The organism is Streptomyces sp. NBC_00209 (assembly GCF_045206345.1).
Classification (GTDB): domain Bacteria; phylum Actinomycetota; class Actinomycetes; order Streptomycetales; family Streptomycetaceae; genus Streptomyces.
The window spans coordinates 88,510-105,779 of the sequence record NZ_CP108121.1 but is presented as its reverse complement, the minus strand read 5'-3'; the positions used below and the strand labels follow the sequence as shown (position 1 = coordinate 105,779).

Here is a 17,270-nt window from a genome sequence, read left to right as displayed (position 1 = left end):
ACGGTCCTCTCGGGCCGAACGCTCACTGCAAAATGCGGTCATGGCAGAACAGTGGGACACATTCATACCCGGGGTCATCGGACTGATCGGTGTGCTGGCCGGCATCCTTGTGGGGCGCTGGCAGGCGACGCATCAGGCCCGCGTCGAACACGGGCAGTGGCTACGCGGGCAGCGCCAAGAGGCGCACCTTGCTCTCTTGAACGCGTGGGTGACCTGCGTGAAGGAGTTCCAGGAGATGATCGATCCGGATCAGGTCTCAGTCGAACGCCACCTGGCAGAGACTCACTCCGGTGATGGCTGGCAGGCCAGCGAAGACCGGATCTGGGACCGGTCCGAGGTCATCTCGGAACCTGTCGAGAACGCTCTTGAACAAGTGGCACTGCTCGGACCCGCGAGCATGGATACAGCATGCGCTCAGCTAGCTTCAACCCTCAGTGCATTGACTCAGGCCATACGGCTCCAAGCAGGCAGTCCAGCCTGGCCCAATCGGGACGCATGTCATAGCGCTTGGGATCAGGCGGCTGCGGCTCGAATCTTGTTCGTGTCTGCCTACCGGAAAGCCACCTGGACTGCTCCCAGCCCTCGCCGTCTACGGGGCACCTGAGCAGTGACGTCGATCCGATCGAGACCGGGGGCGCAAACGGTCCCTACGCGGGCTCGACCCAGGGGTCGTTATCCTCAGGCCCCATCTCGCTCTCGCGCTCAGCGCGGCGGTCAGCGTCCATCTCCGCAGCGAGGTCGGCTGACTCGTCTTCGTAATAGTAGTCGTGGTTCGTCATAGCCCGACCAACGACCAGCCGGTCCGAACCGTCACACCCTTGGCGTGACTGCGGATGAGTCCCGACCGCCAAGCAGTGCAGCCCCATCCATTCGGGGACGGGGGCGGAAACGGTCCATTATGCCCACCGCACGTCGATCCACGGTGGAGAGGGCATCCGGGCACGTCGCATGCCAGTCCAATCAGTCCATTCCACAGTTTTGCCTCCCAGTTCCGCCCCTCCTGCGGTGGAGCCGGGTCGCGTCGGGCAGCCGCCGCCCCGGCCTGCGGGGGGCAGGAGACCTCGTTGGTCAAGATCAGGTGGCAGAGAACTACCCGCCGTCAAGATCACATGGCAAACGGCCAAGATCCTTTGTCGGAGGTCATCGGGCGCCCGGCTCGGCCGCGAGGCGCCACCTCCATATAATCGAACGCGTGGGCGAATGCGAGGTGCCGAGGATCGAGCTGCTCCGCTTCCAGGAGCAGGTGCAAGCCCGAGATCTCGCGCGCACACGAGAGTGGATCGCCCAGGAGGAGCGGCGCCTGGCGGAGATCGCTGCTCGTCGCCCGCCTCCGCCGCCGCCGGAGTGGCTGATCGAGATGGGCATCGGCCAAGGGCGCCAGCTCGTCGCGGTGTACCAGGGCGGGTGCAAGATGACCGGGTCCAGGGTCAAACCAGTGCCGGCAGAGGAGGCGCGGCGTCTGATAGGCGAGAACGGTGCGCTCGCCTGCGGCATCTGCCGTCCGGACACCGAGCTGGGCATGCTGTGACGGCCGTGCTGGCGGACGGTGGAGGCATGAAGCCTGCGCCGATAGTCGTTCATCGTCCGTCGCCCACCGGCGGTCGAAGAGTGACAGCGAACGGGCGGATCCTCGGACTCGCCCACGATGATCGCGATCTGATCGAGTTCCTTCGCCGCGCCGGTCTGGACGCGGAAGCACTAGTCGACAATCCCGCCTGGGTCGAGTGGCGAGGGGGCCGTGCCCACGTCTGGGATGCGGCCTGACCGGTCCAGCCGCGTAGGTTCTGGCGCCATCGGATACACGAAGGCCGTCCGTACCCCGATTGTGGATCGGGGTACGGACGGCCTTCTGATGGTGTAGCGGTTCAGGTCGGGGCGAGGCTGTTCGAGAGGTCGAGGGCTGCGGTCGCAAGCGCGAGGGCGGCGGAGAGGCCGGTCACTTCGTGGAGGGTCGGTCGGACGAGTCTGGGCCAGTCGTCGGGAGCTGCGGGCCAGGACGCCAGGTGCACCTCGGTCGTCGCGAGGCTGAGGTGGGCGGTGACGTCCCAGCCCGTGAGGGAGGCGGGTTCCCAGTGGAGCCGGATGCGGCCGAGCGGGAGTCGTACGGCGTCGAGGGCGAGCCAGGTGACGTCGAGCGGGCCGTCGGCCCGTGCGCTCACGCGCTGGACCAGCGCGCCGCGTACGCCGGTCGGCATGGGGCGTACGGCGAGCCCGTGCAACGGAAGGGTGCGTGAAGAGGGGATGCGGACCTCCGGGGCGGTGCGGATGTGTGGTCAGGACCAGCCGAGCGCGTCGGCGACGGCTGGTTGGAGGTAGTCCTCCTGGCCGTCCTCGGCGATGAAGGCGTGGCCGTCGTGGACGACGACCTCGGCGCCCACGTAGTGGGTGAACGGGAAGTCGGGGGCGACGGCGATTCGCACCGGCAGGTGGGGGTCGAGGTTCTGGAGCTGACGCAGCAGGTCACCGACGGTCAGGTGGCGGGGCAAGAGGGCCTCCAAGGGTCGTACGGGGCAGCAGAAGATGGTTCAGGTGGCGGGTAGGGCACGCGTGCGCCGGGCGGGAGGTCGTGTGCGATGTCCTGCCGCCACTCACGGGCTTCACGGGCGCGCTCCCGCCCGTGGTGGTAGGAGCTGGGGTTGTGGCCGGGGCAGCAGTCGTATCGCCGCAGTCCACGCCGGGTCATCATCTTGTCGCGCGTCACGGCAGCAGTCGTCCCTTCTTCGTGCCGGATGTCGATGGCTGGGGCGCAAGGCGCCCGGGGATGGCCGGGCTCGACGGGCTCGGAGGCCCTATTCGCCGAGCTCGTTCGCGATGTCGGCGATCCATCGGTGTTCTTCGGCGCGCCGGGCGGCACGGCGCCGAAGGGTCTTTGCGCGGCGGCCGTACTTTCCGGGCAGGTAGTAGCAGGTGCAGCCTCGCCGGGCGTGGGCGCACTTGCGTCGGTGGCCGGGGCGGGTGGCCAGGAGCATGCGCACGAGGTAACCCCCTTTCAGGGCTGGTGAATCGGAGATTCTGGCGGCCGGGGAGAGAGCCGTTGGCTCGGGCGTTACGGCGAGCGGACGACGGCTCTGCCCCGGGGCGGGGCGGCGTCAGCTGGAGGAGTGGGCGACGAGAGCGGCGAGAAACCCGGAGACTGCCTCGGAGGGGGTGCGGACACCGAACTCCTGGACCCAGGCGACGCCCTCGGTGGGCTGGACGCGGATCTGCCAGACGATGTTGCGCTGCCAAGCAGAGGAGTCCTCGGGGAGCCAGCCGACGTAGACGTGGCCGTCGGGGCTCGTGGCGTGGCAGTTGGCCTCCGGGGTGTCGACGACGGACCAGTCGAGGGCATGGAGGAGGTCGAACACGGGGGCGGCGCAGTGGTCGGAGGAGAGCCAACGGCCCTCGTCCACGGTGGGGTTGGCGGTGGCGGGCAAGAGGGCAGCAGAGGCGTTCACGATTGGACGATCCCTTCGATGACCTGCGGTTTTCCCGACACCCGTACGTTGACATGGGGTAGGCCGGAGGGCGTAGTCGTTTCCCCGACGGTGGCGTCTGCCGTGGGCGAACTCGCGACGAGCCGCAAGCGTGCGCCGGCCGAAGGAATGGATCGTCGACGGCCGGTGTCGTACCTGGGTTGCGGTGACGGGCCGCGCGGAATCGAGAGGCGGGCCGGAATGACGCAGTCGAGCAGAGGTTGGGACAGCACAGGGTTGGAGCACAAGATCCTCGCCGCAGGTCGGCCCTGGACCATGGGCGACACCGTGATGGTCGCGGACGGGCAATGGGGAGTTGGCGCGCAGCCCAGCGGATGGACGGAGCAGGAGGCCGTGGTGGAGCTGCGGATAGCGGAGGGCGGAGATGTCGAGATGACGGTGGAGGAGCTGGCCCGCGTCGTGGGCGCTCACGTCTCGGATGCCCACCAGGCGAAGCCTCCCGCCTGAACACGTCATGGGGGGAGCCCGCGTGGTGGGCGCCCGTATCGAGGACGCCCACCACGCCGGGCCTGTGCCTGACCGCTCAGTGATGGCGGGGGACCGTCGCGGGCGCCGGCGGGCTCGCTGCCGCCGAGGGAGCCGGTGAGGCGGGCACCGGGGCTGGCTGGGCGGTGGTGTGCCCGGAGCGGGCGACAGCGGCCTGGGCCCGCAGGGCTGCTGGCGCGTTGTCCCGGGGCGCGGCGGCTTTACGGGCCTCGATGACGTATCCGATGGCCTGCAGGGCGATCCGGTTTTCAGCCTGACCGACGTGCAGGCTGGTCGCAGAACTGGCAATGCGCTCCAGGTCGAAGAAGCCTGGTGTGTGGTCGCCGCGGGTCAGAGCATGCAGACGGCCCTGGTGTACTGCGGTCGAGGTTTCGGTGATGACCAGGGCCGATCGGATGTGCATGACCGAGCGCAGGAGCGGATCAGCACAGGGGCGTTGCTTGGCGAGGGGTTCGAGGTCCTCGACTGGGCGGCCCCACGCTTTCTCGATCATGGCGGTGGCTTCGTCGCGGGCGGTGGTGCTGGGCATGAGGGGGGACTCCCGGTGTATCGGAGGGTGGGGTACCGGTGATCAGCGGGGGTGCCGGGCGGTTGGTGAACTCGTCGGGGGCGCGGCTGCGGCTGCGGGGACGGGGCTATACGGACGGTTCTGCGGCGTGGCCGTCGTGCGGCTGCGGGCTGCCATCACCCGTAGGTCAGCGGCGGAGCGTGGGGCGCGTGAAGCGCGGTTGACCGCCTCGGTGACGGCGGTGCGCCGTACGTCGAGCGGAGTCGGAGCGGCGGGTGGCCGGGCCGCGCGCGGAGTGACAGGCGTGATGGTGACCAGATTCTTCAAGTCCTCGTTCAGCATGTGACGTTCACGTACGACGGGCGCGGTGATGGTCACGGCGGCGGCCGTCGCGGCGATCAGGTGGGACGGAGTGCCGGCGGTGAAGACCGCCTCGGCGCGCGTGCCCCACCCGGGCGGACCGGACCAGAAGGTCACAGCATCTTCGTCTTCGCCGATGAACCGTCGGTCGAGCCGGGCACCTGCCTGCCCGTCGGGCGCGATGATCTCTACGACGCCCATTTCCTCGACCCCCCGGCGCCAGCCGGCGTCGAGCAAGGGCTGGAGGGCATCGCGCCAGTACATCGACGGCCGCTCCAGGAAGCGCGCGTCGTCCTGATGGGTGTCGGTTTCGGCGTAGTCGCGGGCCAGGGCAGCGGTGAGACCCGCCACGATCTCGGGCGCGGTGAGATGGTTGAAGGATGCCGTCCACCGCGGTGCGCCGATGCTCTCAGCGGAGGCAGTGATCTTCCAGATGTCCCAGTCGTCGCCGAACCAGCCGATACGAATCCGGTGATCGGGGCTGGTGACGAGCAGTTGGCAGGGGCTGTCGCCCAGATCGTGGCGCGGCCAGTGGGCAACGGGCGCGAAACTGGCCTCGCCAGACACCCCCAGGCCGGCCAGGTACCGAGGGCTGACCAGTACCTCTTCGTAGGGATCGTATGCGTGGGACTGCTGGGCGCTCATGGCCGGTACTCCGGAACACGTAGAGGGGAGGCGGTGCCCGGGTCGGCGGAGCGGAGGAGTGCTCGGCCGTACGGGGGCACCGTGCTGATGGCGAGGGGTGCTCGGTTCTCGGCATCGGGATCACCGGCCTCGGGAGGGGGCGGACTGGGCGCTGAAGGCCGTCGGAACCCGCGGTGGGGGCTGTGGCGCGTGACTGAACAGCGTCGGGACGGCAGGGCTTCGGCGCAGCGCCGCTGCGGTGCGTGCGCTGCTCGTTTCCGGTGCGAGACCGACTCGGGCCTGTGCTGCAGGCGTTGGCGAAGGTGCCGTTGTCTGCGCGGTGGAGGGAGCGGCCCAGTTCCCTACGGCCGCGTAGACGGGGCCGAGGGCTTGGCCGGCATCGGTCAAAACGTACGGGTCTCCCCAGCGTGGGCCGGTGCGGGTGACCAGGCCGTCCTTCTGGAGCCGGTTGAGCCGCTGCAGGGCGCTGCTGTTCTCCAGGTCGGTGGCTTCGGCAATGTGGAGGAACCGCATGGGTCCGTGTGTGCTGAGGGCCTGGATCACGTTGGTGGAATGGTGCAGGTGCAGCCGTCGGATCGCGTCCTCGACCCTTTCGGCGCCGGCGATTTCGTCGAGCGGAATGTGTTCGTGCGACCAGTCGGACAGGGCGCGGTAGACCGGTGGCAGGGACTCGCCCAGAGCGCTGAGCCTGTACGGGGCCCCATAGCGGGTGCCCGCGCGGGTGACCAGATCGTCGGCGTGCATCTCACTCAGCCGCGTGCTGATGGTCGACAAGCTGATGAAAGGCAGCTGGTCGGCTATGTCGCCAACGCGGAGTGGGTGGTCGTGCTGGGCCAGGGTCTGGGCCAGCCAGACGGTCCACTTCGGAGCGAGGAGGGACAAGCGGTCCTCGATCCGCTGAGCTTGGGCCAGGGCGAGGGGGGTGGTGAACATGGTGCACTCCGGTGAGAAGGGGGGCCTAGGCCGAGGGGGACCGGCGGGGGCGTACAGGGGCGGGAGCCGTGCGGGGGCCTGGGGCAGGAGTCTCTGCGTCGGGGCGTGACTCCGGCACAGGGGTGCTGCGGCTGAGGGCGGCGGAGACGCGCGGTGTGGCTGGCCCCGAAGCTGTTTCGTGCACGGCTTGCTGACCCCACTCCTGGTCGCGTGTTGCCGCCTGCGTGGAGCCTTTTGGCCCGCGGTCGGGGTCGAGCTGCCGGAAGGTGGCAATGGCCTGTTTGAGCTGGCCGTAAGCAACTGCCCGCCGGGCCGCAAGCACATCGATCCGCGGGGCCACGCTCGACAGAACGCCGTACTGCTGCTCGTGGGTGATCTCGCCATGAAGAATCGGCGCGAGGAGCTCGGCGGCGGTCTGGGCAGCCCGGCCCAGCTCCTTGTGCAGGGAGTCGACGTTGCGAGCCGACTCAGCGATCAACCGGCCGACGATGTCGCGGGGGTCACCAGGGCCAAAGTTCTCGGTCAAGTCCCAGGGATTGTCGACGAAGAGCCCCTCGGCGACCAGGTGCGCACCGGGCCGCTCGACAGGGTGGTACGGGTTCGGGGTCACTTCACCGACTCCATACGGGCGAGGAGCGATCGGACCAGGGTGGGCAGGCTGCCCGGTCCATCGTCGGTCCGGACATGGTCGCTCGCTTCGTCCAGGACATATGCGGCGTCGTCGATCAGGCCGCTGGAGATCTCCATGCAGGCGTCGGTGATCCGGGAGCCGGCGAGCAGCGCCTGGGAGAGGACTTCGACGTAGTCGGACGGTGCGAGGCCGGCGGCCTCGGCCGCAGTCCGGATCGCCGCCAGCTCCAGCGCGCTGAACGCGAAGTCGAACTCGTCGTCCTCGTCGTCCGGCTCCGTGCAGACGGCCCCGTCGACGACCGGGGTGCCGGATTCGGTGGGGATGCCCGCACGGGTGCAGATCTGTCCGACTGAGGAGGTCAGCTCGGTGAAGGACTCGGTGAGCCATCCCAGTGCGGAGGCGTAGGAGGCCAGGGTGAACAGGCCGGCCGGAGTGACCAGGCTGGGCTCGGCGGCCACGAGCTGTTCGAACCGGTCGTTCAGCTCGCCGATGACGCGGGGCCCGGCCGCGAGCGGACCGAGTACGGGGTGCAGGTAGGACCGGCTCGCGGCGGTCGGGTATTCGGTGATCAGGATGCTGGAGACGCTCTGTGCCGCGTCGGTGAGACGTTCGGCCAGCTCGATACGGGTCAGGGAGGTCTGGGCGGCGGTCATCGCTGGGGAACCTTTCGAAGGGGTGCGGCGGCAGGTCGGGCGTCGGTCGCGTGGGAGGCCGGTGCGGTCATCTGCTGAGTGGTGGCGTGGGGGGAGCGTGAGAGGGCGGCCTGCACGCGTGTTTCGGCGGCGGTGGCCGGCGGGTGCTTCTGGACGGCGCCGGTGCGCAGTTGCGCGGTGTGGTAGACGGCGTAGTCCTTGCGGCTGCCGGCGGCGACGAGATAGATCTCCCGCCGGTGGGTGGAGGTCGCCGGGGCGTCGCGGAACTGGATGACCAGCCGGTAGTGCACGGCGGGGTCGACGTAGACCTTGTGGTAGCCGGTGAGGAGGCCCTTCAGCGGCAGGCAGTCACCATTGCCGTGAACCAGACCCTGCAGCTCCAGCAAGGCCAAATCCCGCATCTCGTCTGGCAGTTCTCGGAGATCGCGGATCGCGTCCGGGTGAGCGGCGAAGGCGAAGCGGGCGCGACTCACGGTATCGCTCCAGCAGCCGGGCGCCGGGAGGGCAGGGTGCTCATGCCGCCACCTCCGTCTGTACGGGCGCCGGGGTGGCGAGCACGCGGTGGCTGGGCCGGGACGCGCTCGTCGTGCACGCGGCGAAGGGGCCGTCGGGGGCACGCAGGTGGACCAAAGCCTGGTCGAGGTGGTCGCGGTGCCAGGTCGAGGGCCCGGTCGGGCCGGCCTCGGTGTCGGTGAGCTGCTGCCACGCGAGCCACAGCGCGTGCAGCCGTGCGACGGCTTCGGGGTGGTCGTACCACTGCGCGCACCAGGGTCGGGTCGTGCTGATCTCCCGCCCGTAGATCGGGAGGAAGAGGTGGTGCACCCAGTTGCTGAGTGCGGTGAGTTCGGTGGCATATGCCTCTCCGCCGAGGGCGACGATGAACACCGAGGCAGGCCCGCGCCCGCCCTGGGCGGAGCCGGCCCCCGCAGCGACGGTGGGGGCAGATGCTTCGGAGTCGAGGCGGTCGAGGATGACGCCGTGCTGCCTGACGTCGGATACGACCTTGGCCAGGGTGCTGGCGAGGTCGCCGAGATCCTCGTCCGCGATGCGGAACGGCTCGGGCTCGGGGGCGGTCGTGCTGTCGGACATACGGTCGTGCTCCATCTGTGGGTCGGCGACATGGGGAAGAGGATCCGCACGAACTCCGATTTGGCCCGGCCGGAACAGCGAGGTAGAGGGCGCTACCCCGACGCCCCGCAGCGCGGGCACCGGGGGAAGGGCGGGTGCAGCAACCGCAGCGCCTCTCGGGCCTGTTGGGGGACGACGCCGTTGCCGAGCGCGGTGAGCTGCGCGGGCCGTCCGAGACCAGGGGTGGCGGTGACCCAGCCGAGCGGCAGGCCCTGCATCCACTCCACGAACTCGGGCCGGAGCCGGCCTGCCGGATCGGTGGGAGCCGGGGCGGGACGGGTGAGCATCTCCCACCGGGTGATTGCGGCCTTGTACGGTCCCCATCGCTGCTCGGATCCGCGGCTTCCAGAGGCGGCTCCGACCAAAGCGGTAGTGCCGCCGTCGGCTGGTGACCGCGTCGCTCCCGGGGCGAGGAGGGGCCGGTCCGGTGTGAGGGCGAGAGGGATGCCGCTGCGCTGGGAAGGGTCAAGTCCCTGTTCCCATACCGCTGGTTGGGTGAGCCCTTGGTCCCGTCGGACGCCTTCGGGGTCGGCAGGAGCCACTCGACCTCGTCGGCCAGGTTCGGACCGTGGCCGCCGCTCCGCCGCTTCGACGGGTGTTGGGATCCGCCGTTCTTGCCGATGCTGCTGGTCGGCGTTTTGAGCAGGGCGGTCGGAGGGCCAGGCGGTGAGGAAGGTGCGCTCGCGTCGGTGCGGGGCTCCGATGTCGGAGGCGCGAAGCACACACCATCGCGCGTCGTACCGGAGGTTGGCCAGGGATCCGAGTACGGCACCGAGTGCCCGCAAAGGAGGCTGGCCTGGGGTGTCTCCCAGACACCACGGGCAGGGTTCCACGTCGCCAGGGGAGCCGGCGGGGGAGGTGAGGAGTCCGCGGACATTTTCGATCACCACGAGGCAGGGGCGGAGGGCCGCGACAGCACGGGCGACGTGCAGCCACAGCCCTGAACGGGTGGCGGAGTTGAGCCCGGCGCGACGGCCGGCGACCGAGACGTCTTTGACAGGGGAAGCCCGCCGTCAGGACGCACACCCGGGGGACGCCGGACCAGTCGACGAGGGCGATGTCGCCGAGGTTGGGCACCCCCGGCCAGTGGCGGGTCAGGATGCGCGAGGGGCCCGGATCGACTTCCGCGTGCCAGGCCAGGGTGCCGCCCAGGGCGGCCTGGACCCCGAGGTCCAGGCCGCCGTAGCCCGAGCAGAGGGAGCCGATCAGTGGAGCCCGTACGGCGTCGGCCGGCATGTCACCGGCCCCGCCGGGCCGGGGCGGTGGAAGGTGCCGCAGGCGGTGGGGGTGGGGTCGAAGCCGTTGCGGAGGGGGAGGCCGGGGATCGGCTGAGTGCGGCCCGAAGCTGCACGGACGGCGGCGAGATGGTGGTCGACGCTGCGCGAAGTGAGTCGGCGGCATCGCGCAGGGTGGTGTGCGCCGTGCAGAGCGCTTCGTCGATCACATGTACGGCGGCCTCCCGGGCGTCGTCGGCGTCGGGCTGGGCGCGCAGGTGCTCGGTCCGGTCGAGGAAGGCGAGCTGCTCGGCAACCTGCCCGAGCGCGGATACCGCCTCGGCGGTGGGCCGTACGGCGGCGGTGTAGGCGGCGATGACCTTCGGAGTGTGTGTTTCTGGCTCCCGGGCGTCGCTGAAGAAGACCTCGTGGCCCATGTCGGCGGCCAGCTGGCCGAGCGCGGTGATCTGCCGAGCGACGTCACCGAGAACCGGCGGGCGCAACGGGTCCGTGAGGTCGGGGAGTTTGCCGTGCTGGGCGTCGATGGCTGCCGCGATGGCACGCAGGGCGCGGATATCCGTGCTGGGGGTGTTGTTCATGGTCGATCCAGATGTGAGAAGCGGGGGTGATCAGTGGTGGCCGCGTGCCGGTGGCCGTGCGCCGGCCGGGGCGGGGGCAGGGCCGGGCCGTTTGCCGGGCGGAGGGCCCGGCGTCGGCGTGCTGCGGGCGAGGGCAGCGTGCATCCGCTCCGCAGGAGGACCGCTCGAAGCGGGAGTGGGGTGGGGTGGGGGTGCGGGTGAGCGGCCCGTAGCGATCTGCCAGCGCGCCCTCACCTCGTCCAGCGGGCCCAGGGCGTGCACGGCGTGATTGATCAGCTGGCCTGGCGACAGCGCCTCGGTCTCAGCGAGGGCCCGTACCTCGTCGGCCGAGGTGGCGGCGGTCCGGGTGACTGAGGATCGGAGGACTTGCTCGCCGAGCCAGGCTGCGTCGCCGGCACCGACGTCGTCACAGATCGCGACAAGAGCGTCCGTGGTGAGCGTGCCGTCGGCCAGGAGCCCGCGTCGCTGGGCCTCCCAGAGCAGGGTGAGGCGGTCGGACCGGTTCACCGCGATGGTGCAGGGCGCCGAGACAGCGATAGAGCCCACCGTGACCCGGGTCAGCGAAGTCGCCCGGCCGCAGCCACCCCACCACCGCGTTCCATAGCCTTCGGCTGGTCCGCCAGGACGGTCAGGAGGAACCGCTCGTCTTCCATCACCGAGGCCCGGACCGGGCCGCCGCGGTCCTTGGGCGGTGGTTCGTTGGCTGGGACCGGGCGAGGCTCGGTGCCCCACCGCCGGGCAAGGTCGTGGAGAACGCCGGCCAGAACATCTGCCCGGTGCAGGGCGCCGTCGACCTGGCCCTGGAGCGCGTCGGCGCGGGCGGCCTGGTGCAGGCGGACCGCGTGCTGGGCGATGGTGCGGTGGATGGCGCCTTCCAGCACCATCCGCGCGTACACCGGGGCGTGCTCGGGGCGCGGACAGGCCGAGATCAGCGTGTGGGCATACACGGCGGTCATGCCGCGGACGTGGCGGCCGGCCTCGTCGACCGCGTCGGTCACCCACGACAACGGAACAGCCCCCTCCGTGACCAGCGCGTTGTGCCCACCGGACCGGAGCTTGCGCAGAGCGGCGTACAGGGCCTGGTGGGCCGGCCGGTCGAAGTGCTCCGGCACGAGCCAGTCCAGGAGCGCGAGCTGGCCCGGGTCCAGGAGCACCGCGCCGAGGACCGCCTGCTCCGCCTTCTGCAGAGGTGTCATCGCCGACCACCCCGCGCCGGGGGTATGGCGGTGTGGGTGCGGAGGTCGGCGACCGCCCGGTCGGCTGCGGCTGCGGCCGTGGCCAGCGCCTCCAAGGCGCCGGCGAAGTCCGGGTCGTCGGCGCGTACGGCGCCGGTCGTGCCGACGAGCCACCACTGGCCGCCGAGCCGCACAGCCGGTGATCGCATCAGCCTTCCGGAAGCAGCAGGAGGGGAAGGGCGGTGCGAGTCCATGAGCAACTCCTATTCGGTGAAGAGGTGTTAGGAAGCGAGACCGTGATCGGTCTGGGTGGGGGTGCCGGATCGGCAGGACCACGGCGAGCAGCCGTCGGGGGCGCCGTTCTCCAGCTCGGCGTCGGCGACCGCGTCGAAGACATCGGTCTGGCGCCCGGACCACTCATGGGCGGTGACCCGGTCGATCGGAGCCTCGTCCAGCGGGCGGCGACTGCGATGCAGGTACGCCTGTCCGAGCAGGGGTTTGCCCTCGGCGGTCGCGCGGGCGTTGCCCGACCGGATCGAGGCGTCGAAAGCGACCACGTCCTCCCATTCATCGGGGGCATCGTCGCGCAGGGCCCGCCACTGGGCGTTGCCGTGGTAAGGACAGCCCAGACAGGCGGACTTGGGGGTCTGGCCGAAGCCCCTGGAGCGCAGTAGCCGCAGGCAGTCCGACCGCGAGTAGCCCTGCTCGATCAGCGGGAACCGGTTCTTCATGTAGGCGACGTCGGCGTCCTTGGCCCGGTGGAACTCGTCCACCGATATGCCGATCCACTGCTCGACATGCAATCCGGCGGGGATGCGCTGCGGGTGCGGGAAGCCGAGCAGCTCGCGGACCTTTTCCTTGATCGGCCGGACCTTGTACTGACCCGTGCACTGCCGCCGTGACATGCCCTCGCCACCATCGGCGTTGAGGATGTGCAAGGGCATCGAGGCGAAGCGCCGGCTGGGGTCGAGGGCGTCGTCGCGGATGTTCCCGGACGACACCCGAAGGATCGGGATCCCGGCGGGCTTCGCGATCTCGGACTCGATGCGGTCGAGGTGGTCGTAGACGCTGCGGGGCTCCCAGCCGGTGTCCGCGAAGATCGCCGCGTCCAGCTTCGGGAGGTGGCCAACGGCCGCCATGAGCAGCAGGCACGTCGACTGCACGCCGGCGCCGAGCGACAGCACCCTGAGTGCCGGGGCGCTCATGCCGTCAGCCCGAAGTCGTCGCCAGCCTCGGCCTTGGCTAGGTGTTCTGTCCATGGAGGTTGGTGACGGATCCCACGGCTTGGGGATCTTGAACGAGTGAGGGCCTTCCGGGTTCGGTGTGGATTGCGACATCTACACGGAACGATCAGAAGGCCCTCATGCCCCACCGTAATGCACCCCTGACCGAGACCGGGCGTCTGCGTCTGGCCCGCTGCGTCGTCGAGGACGGCTGGCCTCTGCGCCGGGCCGCCGAGCGCTTCCAGGTCTCGCCCACCACGGCTCAGCGGTGGGCGGGGCGCTACCGCGAGCGGGGCGAGGCCGGGATGACCGACCGCTCCTCCCGGCCCCACTACAGCCCGCGCCGGACACCGACCCGTACCGAGCGGCGGATCATCAAGGTCCGTGTCCTGCGGCGCTGGGGACCAGCCCGCATCGCCTATCTGCTCGGGCTGAACCCGGCGACCGTGCACCGCGTCCTGACTCGCTACAAACTCGCCCGCCTGGCCCATCTGGACCGAGCGACCGGCCGGGTGATCCGCCGCTACGAGCATGCCGCCCCCGGTGACCTCGTGCACGTCGACATCAAAAAGCTCGGCAACATTCCCGACGGCGGCGGCCACAAGGCCCTCGGCCGGCAAGCAGGCCGCAAGAACCGGGCGGGCGCCGGCATGAGTTTCCTGCACAACGCAGTCGATGATCATTCCCGTCTCGCCTACAGCGAGATCCTCACCGATGAGAAGAAGGAAACCGCCGTCGGATTCTGGCAGCGCGCCCACGCCTACTTCGCCGCCGCCGGGATCACCGTCCAGCGCGTCCTGACCGACAACGGTTCCTGCTACACGTCGTACCTCTGGCGCAACTCACTTGTTTCACAGGGCATTTCACACAAGCGCACCCGCCCCTACCGGCCCCAGACAAACGGGAAGGTCGAGCGGTTCAACCGGACCCTGCTGGACGAGTGGGCCTACGCCAAGGCATATCGGACCGAGACCGAACGGCGTGACGCCTACTCGCGATGGCTCCACACCTACAATCACCACCGCGGACACACCGCGCTCAAGGGCCAACCACCCGCCAGCCGCGTCCCTAACCTCACGGGTCAGTACACCTAGCGTGGCCCCATGCATCCCTTTTCGCGTTCCTGGACGGCGCTGCTCGACGCCGTGGCCGGTCTTCCCGACGAGGACTTCGGGAAACCTTCGGGCTGTACGGGGTGGCTCGTCCGGGATCTGGTGTGCCACCTGGTCATCGACGCGCAGGACGTCCTGATCACCCTGGTCACCCCCGCCGACGCGCCCGCCACGACCGACGCGCCCGGCTACTGGACGCTGCTCCCCGAACCACCGACGGGCGACGACCCGCTCGACGCCCTGATCCCCCGGCTGGCAGCCGCGTACGGCGAACCGCGCCTGCTCAAGCACCACATCGACGACGTCGGCACGGCGGCCGTCCGCGCCGCCGGTCTCGCGGACCCGGCGGCCCGGGTCCGTACGCAGGACATGGTTCTCACGGTCGCCGACTACCTCTCGGCGTACGTCCTCGAAGGCACCCTGCACCACCTCGACCTCGTGGCCCACCTGCCCGCCGCCCCCGGGCCGCCCGTCGAGACCCTGGCCGCGGCGCGCACCGCGCTGGAGGCCGTCGCGGGCGCCGCGTTCCCCGCCTCGCTCACGGACGCCGACGCGCTGCGGACCGGCACGGGCCGCGGCACCCCGACCCCGGCGCAGACCGCGGACCTGGGCGACCTGGCGGCACGGCTCCCGCTGATCCTCGGCTGACGGCAAACCCGTGCGGGCCGAGGGTCCAGGAGTCGCCGGTGCAGTCGGATGCGCGGGGGCCGGGTCAGAGCGCGCCGTTGTCGGGTAGGGCGAGCCACCACGGATGGGCGCGGGCCCAGGCGATGGTGTCGGCCAGCCCGTCGCGCAGGGACGTCCCGCAGGTCCAGCCGAGCTCGGTCCTGGCCCGGGAGTTGTCCGGGACCCGGCGCAGCAGGTCCTCGTACGCCGGTCCGAGCCGGTCCTTCGTGTCCACCTCGATCACGGCGCCGTCCGAACCGGCGAGTTCGGCGACCAGGCCCACCGCCTCGCCGACCGTGGTCTCGTCCATGCTGCCGATGTTGAAGACGCCGCCCGCCGCAGAGGGCTTCTCCGCCGCCAGGACGGTGCCCTCGACGCAGTCGCTCACATGGGTGAAGCACCGGGTCTGGAGGCCCTGGTCGTAGACGACCGGGGCGAGGCCGTTGAGCACGCGGTGCACGGTGCGGCTCACGATGTACGCCGGGCGCTGACGGGCCCCGTACACGTTGAAGTAGCGGACGACCGTCGCCTCCAGGCCGTGCTGGCGGGCGAACGCGAAGGTCATGTGCTCGGCGAGCGCCTTGCTGGTCGAGTACGTCCAGCGGTCGGCGGTCGTGGGACCGAGCACCCGGTCCCCGTCCTCGGCCCAGGGCACGACCGGGTTCTTGCCGTAGACCTCGCTGGTGCTCGCGGCCACCACCTTCGCCCCGGCCCGCGCCGCCGCCTCCAGCACGTTGCGCGTGCCGGTGAAGTTGACGTCGATCACGTCGAGCGGCCGGGCCAGGTACTGGTCCACGCCGACGACGGCGGCCAGGTGGTAGACGGCATCGGTGCCGGGGCGGATCGCGGCCGTGAGCGCGTCGGCGTCGCGGATGTCGCCCCGGACGTGCCGAGCCTGCTTGCGTACGTCGTCGTCCAGGTCGGCCGGGTACGGCGCACCGTCGAAGACGGTCACCTCGTCGCCGCGAGCCACCAGGCGCTCCACCAGATGGCTTCCGACGAACCCGCAGCCGCCGGTGACGACCACGCGCCGCGCGCTCATCGGCCGATCCCGAGGTAGCGGTAGCCCAGCCGACGCAGCACGGCGATCTTCTCCTTCGAGTAGTAGGCGCGCCCGTCCATGACGATGCACGAGTCGGCGACGGCCAGCGCGCCGAAGTCGATGTCCTCGAACTCCTTGTGCAGCGCCAGCACGGCGATGCAGTCCGCGTCGCGCACCGCCTCGTCCACCGTGGCGCTCGGCCGTACGTTCAGCAGCTCCTCCGCCTGCACGGTGTCCACCAGCGGATCGTGGACGCGTATCCGCACCCCCGCCGCCGCGAGCGCCTGGACCGCCGCCCGGGCGGGGCTGCTGCGCAGGTCACTGGTGTTGTTCTTGAAGGCGACGCCGAGGACCGCGACCGTCGAAGCGGCCGGGTCCTTGCCGAGCGCGGTCAGCTCGTCGGTGATCAGCCGCGCGGTGTGCCCGGGCATGCCGTCGTTGACCGCGCGGCTCGCCGGGACGGTGAGGAGGTCCACGTCGTGGCCGCGGGCCGCCCGCCAGACCAGCCACGGGTCCTTGGTGAGGCAGGAGCCGCCGACCCCGGCGCTCGGGCGCAGGATGTTGACGTGGCCGCTGCCCTTGGGGATGGAGTTGGCCGCCTCGATGACGTCGAGGACGTCCACCTCGTACAGCGCGCAGAACTTGGCGAGTTCGTTGGCGAGGGCGATGTTGAGGTCGATCCACCAGTTGTCGGCCAGCTTCACGATCTCGGCCGCTTCGAGGGAGTCCTGCTCGATGACGTCGACGCCCAGGGCGCGCCGCCAGAAGTCCGCCGCCGCCCGGGTGCTCGGCGCGTCGAGCCCGCCGACGACGATGGGGAACGCGCGCAGCTCGGCGAGCGCGGTGGACTCGGCCAGCCGTTCGGGGCTGTAGGCCAGCAGGAAGTCGGCGCCCGCGCGCAGACCACCGCTGCCGAGCGACGAGGCCACCAGGCTCCTGGTGGTGCCGGGCGTGACCGTGCTCTTGACCACGATCAGCTGCCCCGCGCGGAGGTGGCCGCTCAGGGCCAGACACGCGCCGCGCAACTGCCGGTCGTCCAGCGAGCCGTCGTCGTGGGCGGGGGTGCCGACGGCGATGACCACGACGTCGGCGGCGGTGACCGCGGTGAAGTCCGTCGTGACCCGGAGCCGCCCCGCCGAGACGGCGCGGCCCACCATGTCCTTCAGCCCCTGCTCGGCGAAGCGGACGACCCCCGCGCCGAGTTCGTCCACGAGGGCGGTGTCGACGTCCACCCCCACCACGTGCGAGCCCCGGTCGGCCAGCGTCGCGGCCAGGCAGGAGCCCACGTATCCCAGTCCGACCACGGCCACGGTGGGCGCGTCCGGTGATCCGTGGTCCTCGGGCGGTATCCGGTCGTCAGTCATGGCAGTCTCCTGATCGGGGGCGGTTCTTCGGAACGCGCGAGCCGGCGCTTCGGAG

The 17,270-nt window shown here is 70.6% G+C and carries 23 protein-coding genes and 3 pseudogenes; 6 read left to right on the top strand and 20 right to left on the bottom strand.

Features of this window, described 5'->3' with window-relative positions; translation table 11 throughout:
* Window positions 1–40 precede the first annotated feature (40 nt).
* The 3 genes from OG867_RS00515 to OG867_RS00505 all read left to right on the top strand — a co-directional run bounded on the left by OG867_RS00515 (window position 41) and on the right by OG867_RS00505 (window position 1,764).
* Window positions 41–604 (top strand): hypothetical protein, encoded by a 564-nt coding sequence (locus OG867_RS00515; RefSeq protein WP_406281390.1) that lies wholly within the window; start codon window positions 41–43, stop codon window positions 602–604.
* A gap of 588 nt (window positions 605–1,192) precedes the next feature.
* Window positions 1,193–1,528 carry a DUF6233 domain-containing protein gene (locus OG867_RS00510; protein ID WP_406281387.1) on the top strand — a complete coding sequence of 112 codons (336 nt, stop codon included), beginning with the start codon at window positions 1,193–1,195 and terminating at the stop codon, window positions 1,526–1,528.
* 26 nt (window positions 1,529–1,554) lie between these two features.
* Complete coding sequence (locus OG867_RS00505) at window positions 1,555–1,764, top strand: hypothetical protein (RefSeq protein ID WP_406281384.1); 210 nt, start codon at window positions 1,555–1,557, stop codon at window positions 1,762–1,764.
* Window positions 1,765–1,865: 101 nt separating this feature from the next.
* On the opposite strand, the gene OG867_RS00500 is transcribed toward OG867_RS00505, so the two are convergent.
* The 4 genes from OG867_RS00500 to OG867_RS00485 form a co-directional block, all read right to left on the bottom strand.
* Entirely contained in the window at window positions 1,866–2,195 is a 330-nt protein-coding gene (locus tag OG867_RS00500) for an esterase (protein WP_406281382.1), read from the bottom strand.
* A gap of 78 nt (window positions 2,196–2,273) precedes the next feature.
* Entirely contained in the window at window positions 2,274–2,486 is a 213-nt protein-coding gene (locus OG867_RS00495; RefSeq protein ID WP_406281379.1) for a hypothetical protein, read from the bottom strand.
* A gap of 303 nt (window positions 2,487–2,789) precedes the next feature.
* Window positions 2,790–2,975: a hypothetical protein gene (locus OG867_RS00490; RefSeq protein ID WP_406281376.1), complete on the bottom strand. Its 186-nt coding sequence runs from the start codon at window positions 2,973–2,975 to the stop codon at window positions 2,790–2,792.
* Between the two features lie 114 nt (window positions 2,976–3,089).
* Window positions 3,090–3,437 carry a DUF317 domain-containing protein gene (locus OG867_RS00485; RefSeq protein WP_406281373.1) on the bottom strand — a complete coding sequence of 116 codons (348 nt, stop codon included), beginning with the start codon at window positions 3,435–3,437 and terminating at the stop codon, window positions 3,090–3,092.
* 255 nt (window positions 3,438–3,692) lie between these two features.
* Between OG867_RS00485 and OG867_RS00480 the strand changes: the two genes are divergently transcribed.
* On the top strand, window positions 3,693–3,923 hold the full coding sequence (locus OG867_RS00480) for a hypothetical protein (protein WP_406281370.1): 231 nt from the start codon (window positions 3,693–3,695) through the stop codon (window positions 3,921–3,923).
* Window positions 3,924–3,999: 76 nt separating this feature from the next.
* Here the strand turns inward: OG867_RS00480 and OG867_RS00475 are convergent, their stop codons facing one another.
* From OG867_RS00475 to OG867_RS00410, 14 genes and pseudogenes are all read right to left on the bottom strand, one after another.
* The gene (locus tag OG867_RS00475) at window positions 4,000–4,491 is read right to left on the bottom strand and encodes a hypothetical protein (RefSeq protein ID WP_406281367.1); all 492 of its coding nucleotides are present in this window, start codon (window positions 4,489–4,491) and stop codon (window positions 4,000–4,002) included.
* Between the two features lie 42 nt (window positions 4,492–4,533).
* A complete protein-coding gene (locus tag OG867_RS00470; protein ID WP_406281364.1) occupies window positions 4,534–5,475 on the bottom strand; it encodes a DUF317 domain-containing protein in 942 nt (313 codons plus the stop codon).
* A gap of 120 nt (window positions 5,476–5,595) precedes the next feature.
* Window positions 5,596–6,408, bottom strand: coding sequence for a winged helix-turn-helix transcriptional regulator (locus tag OG867_RS00465; protein WP_406281361.1), 813 nt, complete (start codon window positions 6,406–6,408; stop codon window positions 5,596–5,598).
* Between the two features lie 25 nt (window positions 6,409–6,433).
* Entirely contained in the window at window positions 6,434–7,018 is a 585-nt protein-coding gene (locus OG867_RS00460) for a hypothetical protein (protein ID WP_406281358.1), read from the bottom strand.
* On the bottom strand, window positions 7,015–7,692 hold the full coding sequence (locus tag OG867_RS00455; protein ID WP_406281355.1) for a hypothetical protein: 678 nt from the start codon (window positions 7,690–7,692) through the stop codon (window positions 7,015–7,017). Before OG867_RS00455 ends, OG867_RS00460 begins: the two co-directional genes overlap by 4 nt.
* On the bottom strand, window positions 7,689–8,165 hold the full coding sequence (locus tag OG867_RS00450) for a hypothetical protein (protein ID WP_406281352.1): 477 nt from the start codon (window positions 8,163–8,165) through the stop codon (window positions 7,689–7,691). Before OG867_RS00450 ends, OG867_RS00455 begins: the two co-directional genes overlap by 4 nt.
* Window positions 8,166–8,205: 40 nt before the next feature.
* Window positions 8,206–8,781, bottom strand: a complete 576-nt coding sequence (locus OG867_RS00445) for a DUF4913 domain-containing protein (protein WP_406281349.1) — start codon at window positions 8,779–8,781, stop codon at window positions 8,206–8,208.
* Window positions 8,782–8,873: 92 nt separating this feature from the next.
* On the bottom strand, window positions 8,874–9,107 hold the full coding sequence (locus OG867_RS00440) for a hypothetical protein (RefSeq protein WP_406281347.1): 234 nt from the start codon (window positions 9,105–9,107) through the stop codon (window positions 8,874–8,876).
* Between the two features lie 369 nt (window positions 9,108–9,476).
* Window positions 9,477–9,761, bottom strand: a pseudogene (locus OG867_RS00435) (DNA cytosine methyltransferase); the annotation flags it as partial.
* A gap of 121 nt (window positions 9,762–9,882) precedes the next feature.
* Window positions 9,883–10,056, bottom strand: a pseudogene (locus OG867_RS00430) (DNA cytosine methyltransferase); the annotation flags it as partial.
* A gap of 1 nt (window position 10,057) precedes the next feature.
* On the bottom strand, window positions 10,058–10,633 hold the full coding sequence (locus tag OG867_RS00425; RefSeq protein ID WP_406281344.1) for a hypothetical protein: 576 nt from the start codon (window positions 10,631–10,633) through the stop codon (window positions 10,058–10,060).
* A 30-nt stretch (window positions 10,634–10,663) separates the two neighbouring features.
* Window positions 10,664–11,829: pseudogene (locus OG867_RS00420) on the bottom strand (DnaB-like helicase N-terminal domain-containing protein).
* Window positions 11,826–12,017, bottom strand: coding sequence for a hypothetical protein (locus OG867_RS00415; RefSeq protein WP_406281341.1), 192 nt, complete (start codon window positions 12,015–12,017; stop codon window positions 11,826–11,828). The pseudogene OG867_RS00420 and the gene OG867_RS00415 overlap by 4 nt, the downstream one beginning before the upstream one ends.
* Window positions 12,018–12,089: 72 nt before the next feature.
* Window positions 12,090–13,013 (bottom strand): hypothetical protein, encoded by a 924-nt coding sequence (locus tag OG867_RS00410; RefSeq protein WP_406281338.1) that lies wholly within the window; start codon window positions 13,011–13,013, stop codon window positions 12,090–12,092.
* A 158-nt stretch (window positions 13,014–13,171) separates the two neighbouring features.
* Between OG867_RS00410 and OG867_RS00405 the strand changes: the two genes are divergently transcribed.
* Both OG867_RS00405 and OG867_RS00400 read left to right on the top strand, forming a co-directional pair.
* Window positions 13,172–14,125, top strand: a complete 954-nt coding sequence (locus tag OG867_RS00405) for an IS481 family transposase (protein ID WP_331720360.1) — start codon at window positions 13,172–13,174, stop codon at window positions 14,123–14,125.
* A gap of 9 nt (window positions 14,126–14,134) precedes the next feature.
* On the top strand, window positions 14,135–14,791 hold the full coding sequence (locus OG867_RS00400) for a maleylpyruvate isomerase N-terminal domain-containing protein (protein ID WP_331720359.1): 657 nt from the start codon (window positions 14,135–14,137) through the stop codon (window positions 14,789–14,791).
* A 64-nt stretch (window positions 14,792–14,855) separates the two neighbouring features.
* Here the strand turns inward: OG867_RS00400 and OG867_RS00395 are convergent, their stop codons facing one another.
* Both OG867_RS00395 and OG867_RS00390 read right to left on the bottom strand, forming a co-directional pair.
* Window positions 14,856–15,851, bottom strand: a complete 996-nt coding sequence (locus tag OG867_RS00395) for an NAD-dependent epimerase/dehydratase family protein (RefSeq protein WP_331720358.1) — start codon at window positions 15,849–15,851, stop codon at window positions 14,856–14,858.
* Window positions 15,848–17,215 (bottom strand): nucleotide sugar dehydrogenase, encoded by a 1,368-nt coding sequence (locus OG867_RS00390; protein ID WP_328904632.1) that lies wholly within the window; start codon window positions 17,213–17,215, stop codon window positions 15,848–15,850. The genes OG867_RS00395 and OG867_RS00390 overlap by 4 nt, the downstream gene beginning before the upstream one ends.
* Window positions 17,216–17,270 lie beyond the last annotated feature (55 nt).